We start from the raw sequence: 17,027 nt of genomic DNA, 5'->3' as shown, positions 1-17,027 counted from the left end.
GACGCCGACACGGGGGTAGCCTGTCGGCGATGGGGGGAAATCTCGATCCGGTCATGGCTCCGACCCTGACCGACGCGCAGTGGGAGCGACTGTGCTCCTTCGGCACGCCCATGGACGTGGAGGCGGGCGACTATCTCTTCCGCTCCGGCGACGCCGCCTACGAGATGGCGCTGATCGACACCGCGGAGATCGAGATCGTACGCGACTCGCTGTGGTGGGTCGGTGAGGCGGTCATCACGCGCATGGGTCCTCGGTCCTTCGCCGGCGAGCTGGGCCTGCTCAACGGACAGAGCGCGTTCCTGTCCGCGCGCGTGACGCGCGGGGGCCGTGTGCTGCGGGTGCCGCAGGCCGAGTTGCGCCGTCTCATGGCCGAGGACGACGAGCTCTGCGACCTGCTCCTGCATTCCCTCTGGGCTCGCCGCGAGTCGCTGCGCGACGGCCCGGCCGCCCTCACCCTCAAGCTCGTGGGCGCCCGCTCGTCCCGGGACTTCCTGGCTCTGCGACGCTTCGCCGAGCGGTTCGGCCTCGCCCACACCGTCGTCGAGGCGGATGCGCTCGACCCGGCTGCCGCGGCACATCACGCCCTCGATCCCGAGGATCTCCCGATCGCCTTCATCCAGGGCGAGCCGCTCGTGCGCGCGACGCCGGGGATGGTCGCCGAGCGTCTGGGCCTCAGCTACCAGGGGCATGCCGACGAGATCGTCGACCTCGTCGTCGTCGGCGGCGGACCGGCCGGACTCGCCGCCGCGATCTACGGGGCCTCCGAAGGCCTCAGCACCGTGCTGCTGGACGCCGTCGCTCCGGGCGGTCAGGCTGCCGCGACGTCGCGGATCGAGAACTTCCTGGGATTCCCGTTCGGCGTGAGCGGCGACGACCTGATCGGCCAGGCGTCGCTTCAGGCGCTCAAGTTCGGCGTGCGGGTCTACGCTCCGTGCGAGGCCGTGAAGCTGGAACGGGTCGACGACGTGCTCGAGGTCACGCTCGCCGACGGCCGGATCGTCCACACGCGGTCGGTCATCGTGACCTCGGGCGCGGCGTATCGCACTCTCGCGCTCGCCGAGTGGGACCGCTTCGAGCGATCGGGCATCTACTACGCCGCCACGCCGCTCGAGGTCCGCCAGGTGCTCGGGTCGCCTGTCGTGGTCGTCGGCGGGGCGAACTCCGCTGGACAGGCCTCCCTCTACCTGGCCGCCAACGGGTGCCCCGTGCATCTCGTCGTCCGCGGCGGCGACCTGGGCAGCCGGATGTCCACCTACCTCGTGGACAGGCTGGTCGAGGATCCCCGCATCCAGGTGCACACGTCGTCCCGCGTCGTGGGCCTCGACGGCGAGGGCGATCTGCAGCGCGTGCGCATCGACACGGCCGGCGCGGTCGACGCACGCGGGCTCTTCTGCTTCATCGGCGCCGAACCAGCGACGACGTGGCTGCGAGGCATCGATCTGGACGGGGACGGCTTCGTGCGGACGGGAGCGGATGTCGCGGCCTACTCGATCTCGCTGTGGCAGCGCCTCGGCCGGGAGCCGCTGCCGTTCGAGACATCCGTCCCGCGTGTCTTCGCCGCGGGCGACGTGCGCCGCGGATCGATGAAGCGGGTGGCCGCCGCGGTGGGTGAAGGCTCCAGCGCCGTCGCCTCCGTTCACCGCGCACTCGCGTTGTGACGCGTCAGCCCTGGCCTCGGACTCGCAGGGTGGTGAGGCCTCCGTCGACGGTCAGGACCGTGCCGGTCGTGCTCCCCGCGCGCGGTGAGGCGAGATAGGCGATCGCGAAGGCAACCTCGTCCGCCGTGACGAGCCGCCCGAGCGGCTGCCGGCGGCGCAGGTTCTCGGCGGTCGCCGCGGGGTCGTCGGAGGCGGCGAGCAGCCGTTGCACCCACGGCGTGTCGGCCGTCCCCGGTGCGACGGCGTTCACGCGGATCCCCTCGGCGAGGTGGTCGGCGGCCATCGCATACGTGAGGGCGATGACGGCCCCCTTCGTCGCGCTGTACAGCGCACGATCCGGCAGTCCGTTGGTCCCCGCCACGGAAGCCGTGTTCACGATCGCGGCCGCCGTCGATCGGCGCAGGAACGGCAGCGCGGCGCGCGAGACGCGCGCCAGGCCCACGACGTTGACGTCGTAGACGCGCTGCCATTCGTCGTCCTCGTTGGCAGACACGTCGCCTGCCGCGCCGATTCCGGCGTTGTTGATCAGGATGTCGATGCCCCCGAGGTCGTCGGCGACCCGGCGGATCGCCGAGCGGACCTGCTCGTCGACCGCCAGATCGGTGCGCGCGAAGTACGGACCGCGGTCGGCGGTCCCCTCCTGACGATCGACGATCGCCACGCGGGCGCCGCGCGCATCGAGCTCGCGGGCCGCAGCGGCGCCGATGCCGCTGGATCCGCCGGTGACGACCGCCACCAGCCCGTCGAAGTCGTTCATGGAGTCTCCTTCCGCGCACGGGTCACAGGGACACGTGGAACTTGGGTCCGGGTCCCGCACCCGCGGGGCGTCGGCCGGCGAGGATCTCGGGGAGGGCGTCGAGCGAGACGACGTCCGCCACGAGCGGACGAGGGTCGACGGCTCCGGTCGCATACGCCTCGATCGTGCCGCGCAGCCCCGGCGAGGCACTCAGGACACCGACAGCCGTCACGTCCTTGAGCGCGAGCTCGCGGGTGTCGATCAGGCTCGGCGTGCCCGCGAGTCCGATGAAGACGACGCGCTTGCCCGGCTCTACGAGCTGCACAGCCCTCGCGGGCAGCTGCTCCGCATTGGAGGCCTCGATGACGGCATCCCATGCCCTCGGCGGCAGGGTCTCCTCGGTCCAGACCCCATCGAACCCGAGGGTCCGTGCGAACGCGAGCGAGCGTGCGCTGCGCCCCACGACGTGCACGGAGGCGCCCGCCGCATGCGCGAACATCCCGCACAGCAGGCCGATGGTGCCGGCGCCGAGGACGAGGCACAGGCTCCCCTCGGCGACGGCCGCCGCCTCGACGGCCCGGAACGCGTTGCCGCCCGGCTCGACCATGGCCCCCATCGCGTCGTCGACCCCCTCGGGGAGCCGGTGGACCGAGCTGAGCGGCACGACGAGACGCTCGGCCAGAGCGCCGGCCCTGCCGCCGCGGATGCCGACCTCGAGGCGGTTCTCGCACACGTGCTGCCGCCCCGACGTGCAGCGCCGGCAGACCCCGCAGCCGAGCATCGTGTCGCCGGTGACGCGGGCACCCGGCCACGAGGGATCGACGTCCTCGCCCACGCCCGACACGACGCCCATCCACTCGTGGCCGATCCGCATCGGGTACCGTGCCTGCCCCGAGTGCAGGTAGGCCATCTCGCCCGTGAAGAACTCGACGTCCGTTCCGCAGATGCCGGCGCGGCGCACCTCGACGAGCACCTCGCCGGGCGCGGGCTCGGGGTCGACCACGTCCTGGATCTCGGCGCCGCCTGGGCCGGTGATGACCAGCGCCTTCATCGCGGCCCGATCACGCGCTGGCGCTGCTCCCCGAGCCCGTCGATGCCCAGCGTCATGACATCGCCGGCCTGGAGCCAGATCGGCGGCGTGAAGCCCAGCCCGACCCCGGGCGGTGTGCCGGTGTTGATGAGATCGCCCGGCTCGAGAACCATGAACTGGCTGATGTAGTGGACGATGACGAAGGGGTCGAAGACCATCGTCGACGTCGATCCCGTCTGCCGGCGGACGCCGTTGACGTCCAGCCACATATTGAGATCGAGCACGTCGGGGATCTCGTCGCGGGTCACGAGCCACGGCCCCGCTGGATTGAAGGTCTCCGCGGACTTGCCCTTCAGCCATTGCCCGCCGCGCTCCATCTGGAACGCCCGCTCGCTCACGTCGTTGACCAGCACCCACCCCGCGATGTGGTCTCGCGCCTCGTCGGCCGAATCGAGATAGCTCGCCCGGCGGCCGATGACGATGCCGAGCTCCACCTCCCAGTCGGGCTTCGTCGATCCGCGCGGGATGCGGACGTCGTCGTGCGGACCCACGAGGGTGTTCGGCGACTTGGTGAAGAGGATCGGCTCGTCGGGGACGGCCTGTCCCGACTCGGCCGCGTGGTCGGCGTAGTTCAGACCGACGCAGATGATCTGGTGCGGGCGCGCGATGGGCGCGCCGATCCGACGACCGGCGAGGGCGGACACGGCACCCTTCGCGGTCCTCTCGGCGACGATCGGGGCGATGCGCTCGAGACCATCCGCGCGGAAGAACGACTCGTCGAAATCGTCGACGACGTCGGACAGGTCGATGCAGTGCTCGGGGCCGACGTGCGCGGCGGGCTTCTCCTCGCCGGGTGCGCCGATACGCAGAAGTCTCATGGTGTCCCTCCCGGGATGGGTGACGTGATCAGCGGATGCCGGACCAGAAGTTCGTCGGAAGCCCCGCGACCCCGGGCCGGATCGTGAAGAGGCTCCCCGACGCGGGGAACGCGGCGCGCTCCTCGGCGGGAAGGTTCTCGGTCGCGGTCGTGATGACGAGCACGTCGAGCCCGGGCCCGGCGAAGGCCGGACACGAGGTGTGGGGCGCGGGGACCTCGACGCGCGACACGATTCTCCCCGAGGGGGCGATCCGCAGGACGCAGCCGCCGCCCCACACGGCGACCCAGAGATGGTCGTGCGCATCGATCGTCATCCCGTCGGGGTGGCCCTGCTCCAGCTCGATGAAGAGCCGGCGCTCGCCGACGGCGCCCGTGGCCGCGTCGTAGTCGCGCACGAAGATGCGCCGCGTCATCGTGTCGACGCTGTAGAGCCGTCGTCCGTCGGCGGTCCACGCCAGGCCGTTGGACAGTGTCAGGTCGTCGTCGAGGACGGTGACCGACTCTCCTGCGTCGACGCGCAGCAGCACCTCTCCGCCCGGCCCCTTCGTGCCGACGACGAGCCTTCCGGCGGGGTCGGCCTTGCCGTCGTTGAAACGCCGGCCGTCACCCTCGATCAGCGTCCGACCGGATGTGATCGCACCGGCCGCGTCGCGGTAGTGCAGGCCGTGCCTGCCGGCGACGACGAGGTCTCCTCGGGCGGAGAGCGCCACCGTGCCTGCCGTGTCGGGGAAGTCGATGCGCTCGAGGGCGGTGATGGAGTCGTCAGCCTCGAGGCGGCCGGTGTGCACGGCTCCGGCCATGATGTCGACCCACAGGACCCGCTCGCCGACCGGATCCCAGAGGGGTCCTTCCGCGAGGAAGTGCGATGTCGTGGTGGCGGCGAGCGCGGTGCCGAGGGAGGGGGTGTCGTCGTACATCGTGCGTCCAGTCTGCGGGACGGTCTCAATGGGATTCACGCGACACCCGCGATCCCGTGGCGCCGACCAGGAAGTCGAGGTCCGCACCCAGATCGGCCTGCAGGACGTGGTCGATGTAGAGCCGCTCCCAGCCGCGGCGCGGCCGGGCGAACCCGTCGAGCGTCGCCTGGCCGGGCGTCCGCGCCGCGAGCTCGTCGGCGTGAACATCGAGGTCGATCCGGCCGGCCCGCACATCGAGGTCGATCCAGTCACCCGTCTGCACGAGCGCGAGCGGACCGCCCGCGGCCGCCTCCGGTGTCACGTGCAGGATCACGGTGCCGTAGGCGGTGCCCGACATGCGGCCGTCGCAGATGCGCACCATGTCGCGGATGCCCTGAGCGAGCAGCTTCGCCGGCAGCGGCATGTTCGCGACCTCCGGCATGCCGGGATAGCCCTTCGGCCCGCACCCGCGCAGCACCATGACGGAATCGGCGTCGATGTCGAGCTCCGGGTCGTCGATGCGCGCGTGGAAGTCCTCGATCGAGTCGAAAACGACGGCCCGCCCTCGGTGCCTCAGGAGATGGGCGGATGCCGCGGCGGGCTTGACGATCGCCCCGCCCGGCGCGAGCGAGCCGCGAAGCACCCTGATGCCCGCCGCCGGCAGCAGCGCGCTCTCACGGGGGGTGATGACGTCCGGGTCCCAGATCCGTGCGTCGTCGAGGCAGTCGACGAAGCGCTCGCCTGTGATCGTGAGCGCGTCCGAGTCGAGGAGATCGCGCACCTCGCGCATGACGGCGAGGAACCCGCCGGCCCGGTGGAGGTCGTCCATGAGGTACCGACCCGCGGGCTGCAGGTTGACCAGCATCGGCACGTCGGATCCGATGCGGTCGAAGTCGTCGATCGTCAGGTCGATGCCCAGGCGGCCTGCGACCGCGAGGAGGTGCACGACGGCGTTCGTCGAGCCGCCGATCGCCGCGAGCGCGACGATCGCATTGTGGAAGCTCCCCTTCGTCAGGAAGGTCGAAGGTCGCCGATCGTCCCAGACGAGCCGCACCGCCAGCATCCCGGTCTCGTGGGCGGCCTCGAGCAGTCGCGCGTCGGGAGCAGGCGTGCCCGCCAGGCCGGGGAGGACCGTGCCCAGGGCCTCGGCCACGAGCGCCATCGTCGACGCGGTGCCCATCGTGTTGCAGTGCCCCTTCGACCGGATCATCGACGATTCGGAGGTGAGGAACATCGCCTCGCTGAGCGTGCCCGCTCGCACCTCCTCGCTGAGGCGCCACACATCCGTCCCGCACCCGAGCGCTTCACCCCGGAAGTGGCCGGTCAGCATGGGTCCACCGGGCACGACGACGGCGGGAAGATCGACGGATGCCGCGGCCATGAGCAGCGACGGGATGGTCTTGTCGCAGCCGCCCAGCAGCACGACGCCGTCGACCGGATTCGCTCGCAGCATCTCCTCCGTCGCCATCGCGGCCATGTTGCGCCAGAGCATCGCGGTCGGCCGCACATTCGTCTCGCCCAGCGAGACGACGGGCAGCTCCAGTGGGATCCCGCCCGCCTCGTAGACGCCGTTCTTCACCGACTGCGCGACCTCCGTCAGATGCGCGTTGCACGGCGTCAGATCCGAGGCGGTGTTCGCGATGGCGATGTGCGGGCGGTTCTCGAAGGAACTGGACGGGATGCCGCGGCGCATCCACGCGCGGTGGATGTAGGCGTTCCGATCGTCCCCCGAGTACCACCCGGAACTGCGCAGCGAGATCATTCACTCACTGAACACCCAGGGAAGCGGGAAAGGGAAGGACGAGCCGCGCCCCGCCGGAATACACTTTAGCTACTAAACTATCTGCATGACCACGATCGCGCTCTTCGGCGCCACGGGAAAGACCGGTCGCCGCGTGCTGGACAGAGCGCTTGCCGCCGGGTACGACGTGCGCGCCCTCGTGCGGGACCCTCGCAAGCTCGCCACCGCATCGGATCGGCTGACGATCATCCGCGGCGACGTCCTCGACGCCGCGAGCGTCGAGCGCACCGTGGCGGGGTCGGATGCCGTGCTGGCCCTCTTCGGGCAGGTGAAAGGCTCGCCGCCCACGCTGCAGGCGGACGGGACACGGCTCATCGTGGAGGCGATGCAGAAGCACGGGGTGCGCCGGATCGTCACGCTGTCCGGCGGCGGGCTCCGCGCCGACGACCACGACCGCCCGAAGGCGGCCGATCGCGTCATCCGCTTCCTGCTCAAGACGCTCTCCGGTCACGTGCTGGCCGACGCCGAGAACCACCTCGAGGTCCTCAAGGCTTCCGGACTCGACTGGACCGTCGTGCGGGGTCCGCGCCTCACCGAGAAGACCGGCAAGGGCACCTACCGGGTCGGCTGGGTGGGTGTGAACGCGAGCACCCAGATCAGCCGCGATGACCTGGCGGACTTCATCCTGACCCAGGTGGACGACCGGACCTACGTCGGCCGGCTGCCTTTCGTGAGCGACTGAGGTGACCGCGCGCGCGGAGCTCGTCGGCGTGGCCCTGGGCCACATCGCCGCGATCACGCGCGAGGTCACTGCCGCCCGGTCCCGGCCGTTCGCCGAGCACCGGCTCTCCCGCAATCAGCTCGAGACGCTGTTCGTCCTGGCACACGCGGTGACGCCGGTGACGGTCGGCGACCTCGCCGCGGCCCTGTCGGTCACCCCGGGCGCGGTGAGCCAGCTGACCACGAGCCTGCGCGACGGGGGCCTGGTGGAGGTGTGCACTCCGCCGGAGGACGCGCGGGTGCGGGTGATCCGGCTCACACCCTCGGCGCGCGCCCACGTCGATGCCTTCGAGCGCGAGGTCGCCGAGCGTCTCGCGCCCGGATTCGACGGCCTCAGCGACGCGGAACTCGAGCAGCTGACGGCGCTGCTCACGACGGCGCGCAGCGCGCGGCGAGTGCTCAGCATCTAGACTCCGCGGCATGGCGATGACTGACGAAGAGATCCGCAGCACCCTTCGAGAAGGCTCGGGAACGAACCGCGCGATCGGTGAGGTCGTCCTGGAGCTGCTCGACCGGATCGCCGCTCTCGAGGCGCGCCTCGACGACCTCGAGCGGCAGCAGACCATCGGCGAGGACCCCGACATCGAGGTGTGACTCGTGCTCAGCCCTGGGCGCTGTCGCCGGCCGCGACCCGACCGCACCGACGGGCGCGACCCCGTGGCTGCTCCGCTGCGCCGTCTGACGCCGCGTCCGAGGCATCCTGCAGCGCGCTCAGGACGATCTGGGTGGCGACCGCGGCGACCCCGAAGAGGAGCGCGCCGAAAGCCGCGAGGGTTGTCGCGTCGGGGGCGACGATCGACTGACCCCGCAGCGCCTGCCACGTGACGATACCGATCAGCCCGGAGTACCCGGCTGCCGTCGTCCAGACCAGGCGTGTGCGAACGCGCACGTCGCGCAGGACCGGAACCCGCCGCGACAGCAGCTCGAGGCCGATGAGGACGAGCGGGATGACTTGAAGGGCGTGCATGCCGACGAAGTGCGGGATGCGCAGATCGCCGGCGACGGTGCTCCAACCGAGGATCGGCAGCCCGGGACCGCCGTCGGCGAGCCCCACGGTGTGGGCCCCCGCGATGCCCTGGAAGTCGTCGAGCTGCTGGGCGGTGGGTCCGGTCATGAGGTAGCCCAGGCCGAGCCCCGCGAGCGAGATGACCGCCCCCGTGCGGATGGCCACCGTGCGGGCCCGGTCACCCAGCCTGCTGAAGAACAGCAGGATCGCGACCACGAACGTCGCGAGCCACAGGACGGTGATCGACACGGCCATGACCGTCCACATCGCCGTGTTCAGCGGCGTCGAGACGTTGAAGTGGCTCGTCTGCCCGGTCGCCGCCGCCCAGACGATGACCGCCATCTCGACGGCGAGCGTGATCGCGATGACGGTTCCGCCGATCCACGCAAGTCTGCGAGCCCGCTGCAGCTGACCGATGAGCCACGACCACGTGACGGCGTAGATCAGGATCGAGATCGAGAACTTCAGCGGCTTGTCCCACTGGTTGAGCCCCGTGATCTCGACGGGGCTGACGAAGCGGGCGACGAGGGCGAACGCGGTGAGGGCCGCCATGACGGCGGCGAGGCCGAGCAGCGGCCGGTGCCAGCGGATCGGCCGGGGCGAGGAGGTGAGGAGCGTCCCGTGCGGACGCTCGAGGGTGCTGGTCATGATGCCGTTCCTCTCGAAGAGGTGCTGCCGGAGTAGCGGGTGTTGGAGATGTGCTCCTGGGCGGCGCGACGGAGCCCGGCGAACACGTGATCGCCCAGCACCGTGCCGACGACGACCGTCTGCGCCTTGGCGTCACGTCCGTCGCGTGCGTCGACGAGGTCGAGGTCGGCCTCGGCGACGAGAAGGGCTGCCGCGGCGTACCGCTCCAGCCACGATGGAGCGGGCGGCTGCCCGGACCGCTCGAGAGCGGCGAGCGCGCGGGCGGCCATACGCGTGCCGACCTGCTCCCCCTCGGGGCTGCCGTGCAGGTCCCAGTCGGCGGTGACCTCGCGGACCCGGGCGAGCGCGGCGGTCTCGCCGTCGTCGAGCGCGCGCGCGTCCCCCGATGCCGCCCGCTGGGCGATGCCGAAGGTCTCGACGAGAGGGAGATCGGATGCCGCGGCCGCGATGACCTCCCGTGCACTCGCGATGCTCAGCCCGCCGACGCGCACGAGGCTCTGCGCCAGGTGCACGCGCGCTACGTGGGTTTCGTCGTAGGACGCTTGATTGGGACCGCTCTTCGCGCCCGGATGCAGCAGTCCTTCGCGCAGGTACATCTTCAGCGTCGCCACGGGAACACCGGTGTGCTCGGAGAGCTGTGAGATCTTCACGGTGGGGCTACCTCGTGCTGGTGATCGGCTGACGACGTGATCAGCATACCGGATAGTACCGCTATCGGATAGATGCAATATCCGATACAAGCGGTATCTGCTAAGCGTTGCGGGCCCGACCGCACTGGCTGCAGTCGTCAGCGCGTCAGACGGTCGTCGGCTCGAGCGCGACCGGGAACAGCACACGCACGGCCGCCCATCCGAGCGCCGCGCCGGCGAGCTGTGCCGCGATAAAGGGTCCGACGGATGCGGGGGCGATTCCCGCGAAGGTGTCGGAGAACATGCGACCGATCGTGATGGCCGGGTTCGCGAAGCTCGTCGACGAGGTGAAGAAGTATGCCGCGCCGATGTAGGCGCCGACGGCGGGTGCTGCCAGGTGCGAGCGTCCCGTGCGCACGAGGGCGAAGATGACGACGATCAGACCCGCCGTGGCAACGGTCTCGCTCAGCAGAAGAGGAAGCCCCGCCCGCTCGGTCGTGCTCCACGACACCGCCGGCTCGGCGAACATCAGATTGGCGAGGACGGCTCCGCCGATGCACCCGAGCACCTGGGCCGGCAGGTAGACAGCCGCGACGGACCATCTCCGTCTCTGCAGAAGGATGTCGGCCAGCGTGACCACCGGGTTGAAGTGCGCGCCGGAGACCGTGGCGAAGACCAGGATGAGGACCGCGAGGCCGAGGGCGGTCGCGAACGCGTTCTCGAAGAGCTGCAGACCGACGTCTCCCGGCGAGAGCGTCTGCGCGGCGATCCCGGAGCCGATGACGACGGTGGCGAGCCCGGCACTGCCGAGGAACTCCCCCGCCGCCGCGCGCGCGGCGGCCGTCACGGTGCGAGGACCCGGGAGATCCGGTCCAGCGCACCGGGTACGAGGGCGAAGTACGCCCACGTCCCGCGCTTCGAGCGGGTCAGGAATCCGGCCTGCGTCAGGATCTTGAGGTGGTGAGAGACCGTGGGCTGGCTGAGCCCCACGGGCTCGATGAGGTCGCACACGCATGCCTCGGCGTTGTCGGATGCCGCGACGATGGACAGCAGTCGCAGGCGCGCCTGGTCGGCGAGGGCCTTCATCACATGGGCGAGGTCTTCCGCCTCGGCGGCGGTGAGGGGTTCGCGGACGAGCGGCGCGCAGCAGGTCGCGGCGGTGACGTCGGTCACCTCGAGCATCGTGGCCATATATCGAGACTAGTCGATATTGACAAACTTCGATACACCGAGCCACACTGAATCGACGTTCATCGATATCCTTCCGAAGGAGGCCCCTCGTGACTCTGCTCAACCTCACCCCCCGCGTGGCCGGAGACGACCGCCTCGCGACTCTGCCTGTCGCGATCATCGGCGCCGGCCCGATCGGCCTGGCGGCCGCCGCGAACCTCCGTGAGAGAGGCATCGACTTCGTGGTTCTGGAAGCGGGTGACGAGGTTGCAGCGAGCGTGCGGGAGTGGGGACAAACGCGGTTGTTCTCGCCGTGGAAGCATCTGGTCGACCCCGCCTCGAGCCGCCTGCTCGAAGCGCACGGCTGGACGATTCCCTCACCGGACCGCGCGCCGACCGGCGCCGAGCTGGTGGAGGCGTACCTCGCACCGCTGGCCGCGCTCGAGGAGATCGCCGCACACGTCCGGCTCGGCGTCGAAGTGACCGGTGTCTCCCGTGAAGGCATGGACCGCACCCGCACGCGCGGACGCGCCGGCACCCCGTTCGTGCTGCGTGTGCGCACCGCGGACGGCGCCGAAGAGATCGCCGCGCGGGCCGTCCTGGACGCATCGGGCACCTACCTCTCCCCCAACTCGCTGTCCTCGAGCGGACTCGAGCTGCTCGGACTGGCCGACATCGCCGATCGGGTGACGCCGGCTCTTCCGGACGTGCTCGGCCGCGATCGGGCCCGCTTCGCCGGGATGCACACGACCGTCGTGGGAGCCGGGCACTCCGCCGCGAACACGCTGCTGGCCCTGGCCGACCTCGCCGAGCAGGAGCCCGGCACCTCCGTGACCTGGCTGATCCGCAACGCCCAGGCCGTGCGCGTGTCCTCGTCGGCCGACGACGAGCTCGCCGACCGCGCGCGCTTGGGAAGCCGGCTCGATCGCGCCGTCGCGGAGGGTCGCATCCACGTCGTCGACGGATTCGAGATCATCCGCGCCCGCCGCGCCGGCGCGCGCGTCGAACTCGTCGGTCACCGCGCGGACGAGGTGGTCACCCACGCCACCGACCTCGTGGTGAACGCCACCGGGTTCCGGCCGGACCTCGGCATCCTGCGTGAGATCCGGCTTGAGCTGGACGAGATCGTCGAGGCCCCCAAGCGCCTCGCGCCGCTGATCGACCCGAACGTGCACTCCTGCGGCACCGTCGAGCCGCACGGGTTCCGCGAGCTCACCCACCCCGAGCAGGGATTCTTCATCGTCGGGATGAAGTCCTACGGCCGCGCCCCGACGTTCCTCCTCGCCACCGGGTACGAGCAGGTGCGCTCGGTGACGGCCTACCTCGAGGGAGACCTGGCCGCCGCCTCCGCGGTGCAGCTCACCCTTCCCGCGACGGGCGTGTGCTCCACCGACCTCGCGGGCGGGGGCGGATGCTGCTCCTGATGCGCATCCGCGACCTGACGCCCGAGGACTGGCCGGCCGTCGAAGAGATCTACCGGCACGGGATCGAGGACGGCGACGCGACCTTCGAGTCGCAGACCCCGACCTGGGAGACGTTCGACGCCGGCAGAATCGGCTCCCCGCGCCTGGTCGCAGAGCGTGACGGTTCGATCGTCGGGTGGGCAGCGGCATCCCCGATCTCTCCTCGGCCCGTCTACCGCGGTGTCATCGAGCACTCGGTCTACATCCGCCGGGACGCGCGCGGATCGGGCGTGGGCCGCGCGCTGCTCGACGCGTTCGTCCAGGCGGCCGACGAGGCGGGGTTCTGGATGATCCAAGCCAGCGTCTTCCCGGAGAACTCCGCGAGCCTGCGCCTGCACGAGTCGGCAGGGTTCCGGGTGGTGGGCCGGCGGGAGCGGATCGCCAGGTCACGGGTCGGCCCGCACGCCGGCGAGTGGCGCGACACGATCCTCATCGAGCGCCGCAGCACTCGGAACGGACTCGACTGACGTCAGCGGATAGACTCTCGTCTATGCATCCGACCGGCGTCGACCGAGGACTCGCGGTCCTCGCGGACCCGACTCGCGCGCGGATCCTGCGGATGATCCGGGATGCCGAGACCGGCCGGGTCCTCGTGGGGAACCTCGCAGAGACCCTCGGATTGGCTCAGCCGACCGTCAGCCATCACATGCGCGCTCTGCTCGATGAAGGCGTGGTCGAGCGCGAGAGGGACGGACGCCGCGTGTGGTACTCGCTCTCGCCGAACAGCAGCGACCGCGTGCTGGCGCTCCTCGGCGACCCAGCGCAGCCGGTCGAGCCCGACATCGCGCGGATCAGCGACGACCTTTCTGCCCGGTTCCGCGGAATCTTAAGCCGGGAGACGGTGGCGCACTACGTGGCGGACAGTCATCGGCTGCTGGCGGAGGGGTCGAGGTCGCCGCACCTGGCATCGCGGACGGCCGCGTTCAGCGCCACGCGCCTGGAGGATCTGGCTCGGTCGAACGAGCGGGACGGCGCCGAGCGCCCCGAGGTCCTGTTCGTGTGCGTGCAGAACGCGGGCCGATCGCAGCTGGCAGCCGCGATCCTGCGGCAGCTTGCCGGCGACCGCGTCGTCGTGCGGACGGCCGGCTCCGCGCCGGCGGGCGAGGTGCGGGCCGCGATCGTCAACGCGCTCGACGAGATCGGCGTGCCGATCGGGGGTGAGTTCCCCAAGCCTCTCACCGACGAGGCCGTCAAAGCGGCAGATGTCGTCGTCACGATGGGCTGCGGAGACGCGTGCCCGATCTACCCGGGCCGGCGATATCTCGACTGGGAGCTCGACGATCCGGTGGGAAGGACCCCCGACCAGGTCCGTGCGATCCGCGACGACATCGACCGCCGGGTTCGTGCCCTGCTCGGCGAGCTGATCTCGACGGCATCCTTCGTCCGACTTCCATAATCCATAGATGTCGGTCTATGCTTTTTGGTGAGAGAAAGCGAGATCGCGATGATCGAGAAGCCCACCGTCCTCTTCGTGTGCGTGCACAATGCGGGGCGTTCCCAGATGGCCGCGGGGTTCCTCCGCGAACTGGGCCGCGACCGCGTCGAGGTGCTCTCGGCGGGGTCCGCGCCCAAGGACCAGATCAACCCGGTCGCGATCGCGGCCATGGCCGAAGAGGGCATCGACATCGCCGACCAGACGCCGAAGATCCTGACCGTCGACGCGGTCAAGGAGTCCGACGTCGTCATCACGATGGGTTGCGGCGATGCGTGCCCGATCTTCCCCGGCAAGCGGTACGAGGACTGGGTGCTCGACGACCCGGCCGGCCAGGGCATCGAGACCGTGCGGCCGATCCGCGACGAGATCCGCCGCCGCGTGGAGGATCTGCTGACCGACCTGCTTCCCGAGACCCGAGCTCGGTCCTGATGGCGGTCGACGAGGCGTGGGAGCGGACGGTCGCGGCCCCACCCCGCGGCTGACCGCGCCGATGGTGGTTCCGGCGCATGGACCTCCTGCGCTGGAACCACCATCATGTGCGAATCCCGGCGTCCCGCGCCGGCCTCGAGCGGCTACGCGCCGATCAGCGTGAGCAGGAGCCGTACCGACAGCGCCAGGACGGCCGCGAGCCCGATGACGCCGAGCACGTTCTGCCACCACCGGTTGCGCATCTCTCCCATGAGGCGCCGGCGGTTGGCCATGATGATGATCAGCGCGGCGAGGACCGGTGCGACGAAGATCGTGAACGCCTGCGCGATGACGATGAGCTGGACCGGCGAGGTCTGGAAGATCAGCGTCACGATCACGCCGAACGCGAGGATGCCGCCGCTGATGACCTTGGCGGTGGGCGAGCTCGACGAGGCGCCGCGTCCAAGACCATCGGAGAGCATGGTTCCACCTGCGGTGGCGTTGGCGATCATCGAGGAGAAGGCGGCTCCGAAGAAGCCGAGGGCGAAGACCGTGGAGCCGATCGGCCCGGCGAGCGGTTCGAAGATGCCTGCGAGGGCGACGATGGTGGGAGCGGCTTCCCCCGTCTTGCCGAGGACGGCGGCTGCGACGACGATGACGAGCGCCGTCATGACGCCCGGCGCGACGATGCCGGGAATGGTGTCGACGACAGTCACGTCGCGGTAGTCGCTCTCGGTGCGTCCGCGCTCCTTGGTCCCGTAGGAGGTGTAGAACGCGGCGTTGATCGAGAAGTTCGTCCCCACCAGCGCGACGATGAGAAGCCAAGAGCCCTCGGGGAAAGTCGGGACGAGTCCGCCGGCTGCGGCGGCCCAGTCGGGGTTCGATACGAAGGCCGAGACGATGAAGGCGATGGCCATGAGCGCCACGATGGCGACGAGGACCTTCTCGATGACGCGGTAGACGTTGCGCAGGAGAAGCAGCGCGGCGACAGCGACCGTGCAGATGACGGTCCACATGACGGGGTTCCCGCCGAACAGCATCGACAGTCCGAGGCCCGATCCGACGGCGTTTCCGACTGAGAAGCACAGGGTGATCAGGAAGATGCCGATGCCGGCGAGGACGCCGACCCACCTCCCGAGATGTTCCTTGATGGAGGCGATGAGCGACACCGGCGACTTGATGCCGAGTCGGACGCTCATGTCGGTGAGGAAGATCATCAGGATCGTGGAGACGACGATCACCCAGATGAGGGCGTACTGGTAGCCGCTTCCCGCCTGAACCGCTGTGGTCAGGTTTCCCGGACCGAACTGCCAGGCCCCGGCGACGAACGCGGGGCCGATGAGGGCGAGCTGCTGCCAGAACGAGCGGCGCTTACCGTGTGCGTCGACGATGCTCTTCATCGTCTCGGTGGAGACGCGGCCATAGCCGGTCGCGGGCGTCGTGGAGGTGTGACGGGCGGTGGTGCGGTCAGCCATGGTTCGTTCTCCTTCATTGGAGGCGTCGGCGAGAGAGCCGAGAAGTCTTCGTTGACCAGGGTGCCCCGCGAGGGGCGGTGGGTGTGGAAACCGGCGATCCGGGGGTGGGGCGACGGCGCCCCACCCCCGGATGCGTTCAGGCGGGGACGGCGACCTTGCCGAGGCCGGCGGAGGCGAACGCCGCAGCGATCTCGGCGTCGGCCCCATCGGGCAGCGGCAGCAGCGGGGTGCGAACCGTGGCGTGGTCGAGGATGCCTCGGTTGACAAGGCCCCACTTCAGCGCGACGGTGCCTTCCATGTGCGACCCGCGGTGGTACACGTTCTTGGTGACCGGCAGCAGCCGCTCGTGGATCGCGTGAGCGCGGGGGTAGTCCTGCGCTTTGCCGGCTTCGATGAGCTCCACGAGCGCCTCGGGCGCGATGTTGCCGTAGCCGACGAGGAGGCCGTCGACGTCGAACATCGTGGGGAGCAGGTACTCGTCATGGCAAGAGAGGATCTGAAGCTCGGGGAACGCGGCGCGCAGCGCGGGGATCTCGGTGTACCAGCGCCGCATGTTGCGGACGCCGTTCTTGGTGGCGAAGACGCCTTCCTGACCGGCGATCTCGAGCTGGGTGTCGAGGTTGTACGACGCCTTGGTGTTGTCGGGGTACTGGAACAGGATGAGCGGCAGACCCGACTCCTGGTAGATCTCCCGGTATCGCGACTGCGGCGCGCCGTCCTGATAGCCGAAGCGGAGCCACCCGTGGGAGGGGTACACCAGGCCGGCAGCGGCGCCCGCCTCGACTGCCTTCTTGGCCTCGAGAGCGGCGGTCTTGTTTCCCTCCTTGGTGATGCCGGCGATGACCGGCACCCTTCCGTCGGTCGACGCGACGAATGCGCGGATGACGTCGAGTTGCTCCTCCTCCGTGAGGAAGGTGCCCTCGCCGGCGTGACCGAGGACGACGAGGCTCTTCACGCCGTCGATCGAGCCGAGCCACGAGCCGAGTCGCTCGATGGCGTCGTAGTCGACGTCGCCGTCGGTGGTGAACGGGGTGACAGGGGCGGGGTTCAGGCCGCGCAGATCAAGGGACATCAG

19 protein-coding genes are annotated in these 17,027 nt (G+C 70.2%); 8 read left to right on the top strand and 11 right to left on the bottom strand.

The features are described 5' to 3' along the window. The first annotated feature begins 29 nt into the window (after positions 1-29). On the top strand, positions 30-1,658 hold the full coding sequence (locus tag EV279_RS05630; RefSeq protein WP_133541896.1) for a cyclic nucleotide-binding domain-containing thioredoxin-disulfide reductase: 1,629 nt from the start codon (positions 30-32) through the stop codon (positions 1,656-1,658). A gap of 4 nt (positions 1,659-1,662) precedes the next feature. Here EV279_RS05630 and EV279_RS05625 read toward each other — a convergent pair whose 3' ends face one another. Genes EV279_RS05625 through EV279_RS05605 form a run of 5 tightly spaced genes read right to left on the bottom strand, consistent with a single transcriptional unit; the run spans position 1,663 to position 6,959 of the window. Next, the gene (locus EV279_RS05625) at positions 1,663-2,415 is read right to left on the bottom strand and encodes an SDR family oxidoreductase (protein ID WP_133541895.1); all 753 of its coding nucleotides are present in this window, start codon (positions 2,413-2,415) and stop codon (positions 1,663-1,665) included. A gap of 22 nt (positions 2,416-2,437) precedes the next feature. Continuing rightward, on the bottom strand, positions 2,438-3,445 hold the full coding sequence (locus tag EV279_RS05620; RefSeq protein WP_133541894.1) for an alcohol dehydrogenase catalytic domain-containing protein: 1,008 nt from the start codon (positions 3,443-3,445) through the stop codon (positions 2,438-2,440). Next, complete coding sequence (locus EV279_RS05615) at positions 3,442-4,302, bottom strand: fumarylacetoacetate hydrolase family protein (protein WP_133541893.1); 861 nt, start codon at positions 4,300-4,302, stop codon at positions 3,442-3,444. The genes EV279_RS05620 and EV279_RS05615 overlap by 4 nt, the downstream gene beginning before the upstream one ends. 28 nt (positions 4,303-4,330) lie before the next feature. After that, positions 4,331-5,218 (bottom strand): SMP-30/gluconolactonase/LRE family protein, encoded by an 888-nt coding sequence (locus EV279_RS05610; RefSeq protein WP_133541892.1) that lies wholly within the window; start codon positions 5,216-5,218, stop codon positions 4,331-4,333. Between the two features lie 25 nt (positions 5,219-5,243). Then, entirely contained in the window at positions 5,244-6,959 is a 1,716-nt protein-coding gene (locus tag EV279_RS05605) for an IlvD/Edd family dehydratase (RefSeq protein ID WP_208109483.1), read from the bottom strand. Positions 6,960-7,044: 85 nt separating this feature from the next. Here EV279_RS05605 and EV279_RS05600 point away from each other — a divergent pair, with 85 nt between their 5' ends. From EV279_RS05600 to EV279_RS16820, 3 genes are read left to right on the top strand one after another with little or no spacing between them, the layout of a single operon-like run. Further along, entirely contained in the window at positions 7,045-7,680 is a 636-nt protein-coding gene (locus EV279_RS05600) for an SDR family oxidoreductase (protein WP_133541891.1), read from the top strand. Between the two features lies 1 nt (position 7,681). Further along, positions 7,682-8,128: a MarR family transcriptional regulator gene (locus EV279_RS05595; protein ID WP_133541890.1), complete on the top strand. Its 447-nt coding sequence runs from the start codon at positions 7,682-7,684 to the stop codon at positions 8,126-8,128. A 10-nt stretch (positions 8,129-8,138) separates the two neighbouring features. Beyond that, the gene (locus EV279_RS16820) at positions 8,139-8,312 is read left to right on the top strand and encodes a hypothetical protein (RefSeq protein WP_166644467.1); all 174 of its coding nucleotides are present in this window, start codon (positions 8,139-8,141) and stop codon (positions 8,310-8,312) included. A gap of 7 nt (positions 8,313-8,319) precedes the next feature. On the opposite strand, the gene EV279_RS05590 is transcribed toward EV279_RS16820, so the two are convergent. From EV279_RS05590 to EV279_RS05575, 4 genes are all read right to left on the bottom strand, one after another. Beyond that, positions 8,320-9,372, bottom strand: a complete 1,053-nt coding sequence (locus tag EV279_RS05590; protein ID WP_208109482.1) for a hypothetical protein — start codon at positions 9,370-9,372, stop codon at positions 8,320-8,322. Continuing rightward, the gene (locus EV279_RS05585) at positions 9,369-10,022 is read right to left on the bottom strand and encodes a MerR family transcriptional regulator (RefSeq protein WP_166644466.1); all 654 of its coding nucleotides are present in this window, start codon (positions 10,020-10,022) and stop codon (positions 9,369-9,371) included. The genes EV279_RS05590 and EV279_RS05585 overlap by 4 nt, the downstream gene beginning before the upstream one ends. Before the next feature lie 145 nt (positions 10,023-10,167). Then, on the bottom strand, positions 10,168-10,848 hold the full coding sequence (locus tag EV279_RS05580; protein WP_133541888.1) for an aquaporin: 681 nt from the start codon (positions 10,846-10,848) through the stop codon (positions 10,168-10,170). Then, on the bottom strand, positions 10,845-11,192 hold the full coding sequence (locus EV279_RS05575) for a metalloregulator ArsR/SmtB family transcription factor (protein WP_133541887.1): 348 nt from the start codon (positions 11,190-11,192) through the stop codon (positions 10,845-10,847). Before EV279_RS05575 ends, EV279_RS05580 begins: the two co-directional genes overlap by 4 nt. Before the next feature lie 89 nt (positions 11,193-11,281). On the opposite strand from EV279_RS05575, the gene EV279_RS05570 reads away from it, so the two are divergent. Genes EV279_RS05570 through EV279_RS05555 form a run of 4 tightly spaced genes read left to right on the top strand, consistent with a single transcriptional unit; the run spans position 11,282 to position 14,498 of the window. After that, a complete protein-coding gene (locus EV279_RS05570) occupies positions 11,282-12,595 on the top strand; it encodes an FAD-dependent oxidoreductase (RefSeq protein ID WP_133541886.1) in 1,314 nt (437 codons plus the stop codon). Then, the gene (locus tag EV279_RS05565) at positions 12,595-13,101 is read left to right on the top strand and encodes a GNAT family N-acetyltransferase (protein WP_133541885.1); all 507 of its coding nucleotides are present in this window, start codon (positions 12,595-12,597) and stop codon (positions 13,099-13,101) included. Before EV279_RS05570 ends, EV279_RS05565 begins: the two co-directional genes overlap by 1 nt. A 23-nt stretch (positions 13,102-13,124) precedes the next feature. Beyond that, on the top strand, positions 13,125-14,030 hold the full coding sequence (locus tag EV279_RS05560; RefSeq protein ID WP_133541884.1) for a metalloregulator ArsR/SmtB family transcription factor: 906 nt from the start codon (positions 13,125-13,127) through the stop codon (positions 14,028-14,030). 48 nt (positions 14,031-14,078) lie between these two features. After that, positions 14,079-14,498 carry an arsenate reductase ArsC gene (locus EV279_RS05555; RefSeq protein ID WP_133544646.1) on the top strand — a complete coding sequence of 140 codons (420 nt, stop codon included), beginning with the start codon at positions 14,079-14,081 and terminating at the stop codon, positions 14,496-14,498. A 143-nt stretch (positions 14,499-14,641) separates the two neighbouring features. Here EV279_RS05555 and EV279_RS05550 read toward each other — a convergent pair whose 3' ends face one another. After that, a complete protein-coding gene (locus EV279_RS05550; RefSeq protein WP_208109481.1) occupies positions 14,642-15,952 on the bottom strand; it encodes an Nramp family divalent metal transporter in 1,311 nt (436 codons plus the stop codon). A 136-nt stretch (positions 15,953-16,088) separates the two neighbouring features. Next, positions 16,089-17,024: a dihydrodipicolinate synthase family protein gene (locus EV279_RS05545; RefSeq protein ID WP_208109480.1), complete on the bottom strand. Its 936-nt coding sequence runs from the start codon at positions 17,022-17,024 to the stop codon at positions 16,089-16,091. Positions 17,025-17,027 lie beyond the last annotated feature (3 nt).

This window comes from Microbacterium sp. BK668 (assembly GCF_004362195.1).
Taxonomy (GTDB): Bacteria; Actinomycetota; Actinomycetes; order Actinomycetales; family Microbacteriaceae; genus Microbacterium.
Note: the sequence above shows the minus strand (reverse complement) of the source record. Positions and strands in the feature narration are given on the sequence as shown.